At 39.3% G+C, this 6,765-nt stretch carries 2 protein-coding genes and 1 pseudogene; 2 read left to right on the top strand and 1 reads right to left on the bottom strand.

The window, feature by feature from the left end; all coding sequences use genetic code 11:
• Positions 1 to 623 precede the first annotated feature (623 nt).
• Complete coding sequence (locus tag ACP6PK_RS21100) at positions 624 to 2,792, top strand: polyribonucleotide nucleotidyltransferase (RefSeq protein WP_426562361.1); 2,169 nt, start codon at positions 624 to 626, stop codon at positions 2,790 to 2,792.
• 1,039 nt (positions 2,793 to 3,831) lie between these two features.
• Positions 3,832 to 5,355 (top strand): TAXI family TRAP transporter solute-binding subunit, encoded by a 1,524-nt coding sequence (locus tag ACP6PK_RS21095; protein WP_426562359.1) that lies wholly within the window; start codon positions 3,832 to 3,834, stop codon positions 5,353 to 5,355.
• A 1,227-nt stretch (positions 5,356 to 6,582) separates the two neighbouring features.
• Here the strand turns inward: ACP6PK_RS21095 and ACP6PK_RS21090 are convergent.
• Positions 6,583 to 6,765: pseudogene (locus ACP6PK_RS21090) on the bottom strand (hypothetical protein); the annotation flags it as partial.

Below are 6,765 nucleotides of genomic sequence, written 5' to 3'. Positions count from 1 at the left end.
TATGTGAGACCAACCCAACAGTCAATACATTTTCTGAAGCACTCCGGCAGAAGAGTTGGATAGTGAAATTTTCCTACTATGTGAGACCAACCCAACAGTCAATACATTTTCTGAAGCACTCCGGCAGAAGAGTTGGATAGTGAAATTTTCCTACTATGTGAGACCAACCCAACAGTCAATACATTTTCTGAAGCACTCCGGCAGAAGAGTTGGATAGTGAAATTTTCCTACTATGTGAGACCAACCCAACAGTCAATACATTTTCTGAAGCACTCCGGCAGAAGAGTTGGATAGTGAAATTTTCCTACTATGTGAGACCAACCCAACAGTCAATACATTTTCTGAAGCACTCCGGCAGAAGAGTTGGATAGTGAAATTTTCCTACTATGTGAGACCAACCCAACAGTCAATACATTTTCTGAAGCACTCCGGCAGAAGAGTTGGATAGTGAAATTTTCCTACTATGTGAGACCAACCCAACAGTCAATACATTTTCTGAAGCACCAATAATAAACTGACGACTGACGACTGACGACTGACGACTGACTTAAATAGCATAACAATTGCCCCATTAACAATGCTACGATTTTGACAGAAGCGAAAGAATAAGGAAAAAAAATTGGATGGAAGAGATAAACAAATCCATATCCTTTGACGGACGGGATATTCGTCTCAAGGTTGGTTTATTTGCGCCTCAAGCTGGTGGTGCTGTGATGATAGAATCAGGAGATACAGCAGTATTAGTCACAGCTACTACAGCCAAGGGTAGAGAAGGAATAGACTTTCTACCTCTTTTAGTGGACTACGAAGAAAGACTCTACGCTGGAGGAAAAATCCCTGGTGGTTTTTTGCGTCGCGAAGGTCGCCCTCCAGAAAAGGTGACACTTACTGGTCGTTTGATAGATAGGCCACTACGCCCCCTATTTCCTAGTTGGTTACGAGATGATATTCAAATTGTGGCCACAACATTGTCTATGGATGAGGAAGTACCACCAGACGTGCTAGCCGTAACAGGTAGTTCAGTAGCAGTATTATTGGCCAAGCTGCCTTTTTATGGTCCAATGGCTGCAGTACGGGTAGGGTTGGTAGGAGATGACTTTATCATTAATCCTACTTACCGTGAAGTTAAAAATGGCGACTTAGATTTGGTGGTCGCTGGGTCTCCCCACGGGGTAATAATGGTAGAAGCAGGAGCAAATCAATTGCCAGAACAAGACATTATTGAGGCAATTGATTTTGGTTATGAAGCAGTTTGTGACCTGATTGAAGCTCAACGAGAAATTATTGCTGAAATGGGTATTGAACTTGTAGAGTTGGAACCTCCCGAAGTAGACCCTACCTTAGAAAACTATATCCAGGAAAAAGCTACAGAATCTATTAAACAGGTTTTGTCTGAATATGATTTGGATAAAAATCAGCGCGATGAAAAACTGGATACAATTAAAGATTCTCTAGCAGAAGCGATCGCTGAATTTCCTGAAGAGTCTGAAGAAGAAGAAGCAAAGATCAAGGTATTGGTTGAATCAGACAATGGGTTACTAGGGAATGTCTTTAAGGGTGTCACTAAAAAGCTGATGCGTAAACAAATTATTGACGAGGGTATCCGGGTTGATGGTCGGAAGTTAGATGAAGTACGCCCTGTTTCTTGTCGGGTGGGAGTATTACCACAACGAGTTCACGGTAGTTCTCTATTTAATCGAGGTTTAACTCAAGTAATGTCTGCTGTTACTCTAGGAACTCCTGGTGATGCTCAAGAATTGGCAGACGATCTACATCCCCAAGACGAAAAACGCTATTTGCATCATTACAACTTCCCTCCTTTTTCCGTAGGAGAAACCAAACCATTGCGATCGCCTGGTCGTCGGGAAATTGGTCACGGTGCTTTAGCAGAACGTGCATTATTCCCGGTCATACCACTAAGCGATACTTTTCCTTATGTGATTCGGGTAGTTTCAGAAGTGCTTTCTTCAAATGGTTCAACTTCTATGGGTTCGGTTTGTGCTTCTACCCTAGGTTTAATGGATGCTGGAGTTCCTATTACTAAACCTGTGAGTGGAGCAGCTATGGGTTTAATCAAAGAAGGTGAAGAAGTTCGTATCCTGACAGATATTCAGGGTATAGAAGACTTTTTGGGTGATATGGACTTCAAAGTTGCTGGTACCGATAGCGGAATTACAGCTTTGCAAATGGATATGAAAATTACAGGTTTGTCTCTAGAGGTTATTGCTGATGCTATTCATCAAGCTAAGCCTGCACGGATACATATTCTGGAAAAGATGCTGAATGTCATTGATGTACCTCGTCCAGATATGTCACCTTATGCACCGCGACTTTTAAGCTTTAGGATAGACCCAGAAATGATTGGTTTAGTCATCGGACCTGGTGGTAAGACTATTAAAGGTATTACTGAGGAAACCGGTGTCAAAATTGATATTGATGATGATGGTACCGTAACTATTGCAGCAGCGGATGGTGAAAAAGCTAAACAAGCGTGCAATATTATCCAAGGGATGACTAAAAAACTTAATCCTGGGGATGTTTATGTTGGTCGAGTGACTCGAATTATTCCTATTGGTGCTTTTGTGGAAGTATTTGCTGGAAAAGAAGGAATGGTTCATATATCCCAAATTGCAGATTATCGCGTGGGTAAGGTAGAAGATGAGTTAGCAATTGGAGATGAAGTTATTGTTAAGGTACGAGAAATAGATGCTAAGGGTCGGATAAATTTAACTCGCTTAAATATTCATCCCGATGAAGCTGCCGCTGCTCGTGCTACAGCAATGAATTCTTAAATGTAGTTACAAGTCAAAAGTCAGACGTCAGAAATGGGAAGTAATAATTCTGTTTCTATGGGATAGAAACATTGATAAAATTGAATTTTTTAGGTGTGTGGAAGTATCCCATTAACTGGCAAACTTTTGACTTGGTATAGCAGAATTAAGAATTAAGAATTAAGAATTAAGAATTTACAAAGAGGAAGAAAAAGACTTTTTTTTTCACAAAAAATCTCAATAGCTATATAAAAAGGAAAGGAAAGAATTATAATCAAGATTGCTTTTAGCAAAGACTCCTATTTTTTACTTCTTACTACATTAACTTCGAATCTGTTGTATTTAATACCATAACTAATTACCTGGATTTAATATTAGCTATCATACTTCAAATTAGAAATGTCATTATTTTCTAAGCATTCAGCTATTAGCTCCGCAGGAGGAACTACGTTAACAGCTCTCAGCAATAAAAATAAAGTCATATCATGTCCGCTGGTATCGGAGCGTGTAAACCCCAGGGTTAATAACTACAGGAAATTTAAGTTTTTTCTGGCTCTTAAACCTTTTGTTGTAGGTAATTACAGCCTTCTTCCTTCTTCCTTCTTCCTTACCCTTACCTTAGAATACCGATGCTACCGGACATATCAGTTATTGGGCAATTTAGTCTAGACAATTTGTAGAGTTTGTTTGGTAAATATCTAAGTTTAGCTCATCTCCTTTATCTATTTCAATACTTTTAATTATTCACTCCTTTACCGAATTATTAATAATTAATAATTAAAGAATTCGCGCCTTGAAGCCTCCCCTTGGATAGGGAAAAAAAGTGCTCTTGAATTTCCTTATCTTCAATTCCCGTAAGGTTTTAACCAGAGGTAATTATCAATTATCAATTATCCATTATCCATTATCAATTAATGAATTATCCTTATGTTAGTCACTGATAGCTGATGACTGACAATTGTTAGCTCCGCATTCCGCAGGAAATGCTTACATTATTAAAAATAAAATAATATAAAATTGTAGCTTAAGTCAAGTAGCTCTGCAATCCCAAAAACATTATATGAAACACCAAAAAAAACGACTCAGTAAACTAAAAGCAATAGGAGGGATATTATTATGGGCGATCGCCTTAACTAGCTGTAGTTCCCAAAGTCGGATCCTCACCCTTTCCAGTGGTGCCGGTGGTGGAGCTTACGAACGCATGGGCAGACAAATAATAAACTCAGCTCGCGAAGTTGGGAAAATGTCTATCCACAGCAACTATAATTCCGAAGGTTCACAGGAAAACTTAGAACGTTTGCTCAATAAAGAAACAGACATTGCTCTAGTTCAATTAGATGTAGCTAGCGAAGCAATGAAAGCTGGGCAAGTACAAGCAATAGCTGTTCTTGCCCATGAATATTTACACCTCATTACACCATCTGACTCAGAAATCAAAACTTTTAGCGATCTTGAAGGAAAAAGAGTCGCCTTTGGTACCCCTGGCAGTGGCATTTACTTCACTGCCAAACGACTATTCAGTGCTACCAATTTAAAAATTATTGAACAACAACTTGATTTCAAACAAGGATTTAATAAACTTAAACAACAAGAAATAGATGCTTTAGTTTATGTAGGTCCATTAGGAGGCAGTAAAAAAGTGAAAGCTCAACTAACAACACCTCCTACTCTCCAATTAGTTCCAATGGCGACTTCTTTTATTAATTATTTAACCATTCAATTTCCTGAATCATACCAAAGTGCAACCTTTCCCAAGGGTAGTTATATGCCTCTCTCTCCAATTCCTGACAAAGACTTACCGACTATTTCTACTGCTGCTGCTTTAGTCACTCGTCCCGATGTCAGCAAAGAAAAAATTGCTCTTTTAACTTGGTCGCTCATCTCATCCTCTCGACAATATTCATTATTTTACCCAGAACTTGCTAACGGTAATGCTCGGTCTTTATTACGCAGTGGGTTACTATATCTCCACCCTGGTTCCCAACAAGCATTTAACGAAGGCGACCCTAGAGAAATTTGGATGCGCTACTTTGAGGAAAATCAAGACTTACAAGCTGGTGTTATTATTGTGATCTTTACAGGTGTCATCGGCTTTTTACTAAGAATGTGGCGTCAGAAACGATGTAAAAAGTTGATTAGAAATAGCAGTTTAGCTCTTAGTGAAATTAGTTATTGTGTAGAAACAAATCCTGTTCAAGCTCTGAAAGAAGTGGAAGAATTAAGACAGCAACATCGGTTAATGTTGGTTGAAGGAAATTTGCCTAGAGAAGCTTATGAAAAGCTAGAAGATATGACACAAGTTATTGCTGAACGATGCCGAAATTTGCAAAAAAAACAACGTCAACAAGATATTCAAGATACAATAGAATTGATTGATGAGTGGCAAAATATGTCAGAAGTATGCCAAGAAAAAATCAAGGATCGGCTAAAACAATCAGAGAGTAAATATCGAGAAATGTTATTATCAAATCAAATCGATATTCAGACTTACATTTACCTCACCCAACTTATTAGTTATTATGTCAACTTAAATCATAATCATCCTCATCACCAGACTGGCAATAATAATCTTCCTGTTACCTAGGGAGGAATTATGTAAGCATTCAGCTATTAGTACCTCAGCCATCAGACGGGGTTTAACTTCCCTGGCGGGAAGTCCCGCGCTCTCCCGGAGGGGAGCGTCGTATGGGAAAGCCAGGGCCAAGATTCGGATATCTCCACAAATAAAATGTTCCGATCCCCTTGACAAGTAGGAGGCATTTTGTTGTGATGGTTATAGTTGATATAAGGTCAACGAACACAGGGGGAGGACATCACCTCTGTCAAAACAGTGGTCAGGGTTTCCCAGACTGAAGAATCCCGCGTTGTCCCGTAAGGGCAACGTCGGGAGTATGTCAAATAAATATAGAACCCATTTGGGATCTTATAGATTGGGAGTGTGGGAAGTGTGGGGATATGCGGGCCTAGATTCTACTTTTTTCCCCTCTGAGTATTTCTCAATCTCCTGACTCCTGTACGGGTGATTTCCTACGGAATGTTGCTTCTTGCAGAGGAGCTGCCTCTTGCAGAGGAGCTGCGCTAACGCTAACGCAAACGCGTTTACGTTTGCAGAGCATTCTGAAGGAAAGTATTCCGGAACGGAAATCACCCCTACTCCTGACTCAAGAGGCAAAAACCCTCACCTTTACGGAGATACGGTTAGGGCTTCTATAGACTTTAAGATCAAGAGTGCTAGCTTTTGGAGTCAGAAAAATCTGACTCCATTAATAAAGCTTTTCTATACGCACTAAAAGTAATAGCTGAGAGCTGAGAGCTGAATGCTTACGGAATTATACCATTTCCGAAAAACTTTTCTAAATTTTATTGAGTAGGGGAGTCGGGAGGTTTTATGCAACGTCCCTACCTAGCCCCTAAGCACGAAAATCATATCAAATCCGGTAGTATTGGTGTAATTAGAGTGTGGGGAGGTGTGGTCTGTGTAGTCCGTGTGGGGGAATTGAATATAGAACTATCAACAATATATCATAGAATCGGATTCTATGTGCAATTAACAGGATTTAATATAATATGTAATCTGAGTAATTAATTATCCTATGACAAAGAAAGTTAAAAGTTAAAAGTCAGAAAAAAAGGAAAGATTGAAGCCGCGAAAATTATTTAAGAGTTTACTGAGTAAGGTCTGTCTTGATGTGAAGTAGCAAATGCGATAACTGTATAACGGAATTTCATATAAGAGAGTAAGGGAGATTGAATATTGAAGTAATTATAAAATTATCAAATATATTATATAACCGGATTCTATATAGAAGCCCTAACAGTATCTCCAGAAAATAGGTCGGAGGGAGAAGTAATTGATAAAAAATGGGTGAGAATTAATTTGAGGATTGGATGAGTGGGAGATATCTAATACACCCCATCTCCCTATCTCCCCATCTCCCCATCTCCCCATCTCCCCATCTCCCCATCTCTCTCCTCTGTTTTCATATAAGAGAGT

Source organism: Dapis hubbardiae BLCC-M172 (assembly GCF_050016015.1).
Lineage (GTDB): Bacteria > Cyanobacteriota > Cyanobacteriia > Cyanobacteriales > Microcoleaceae > Trichodesmium.
The sequence above is the reverse complement of the archived record's forward strand: the minus strand, read 5'-3'. Positions and strand labels throughout refer to the sequence as shown.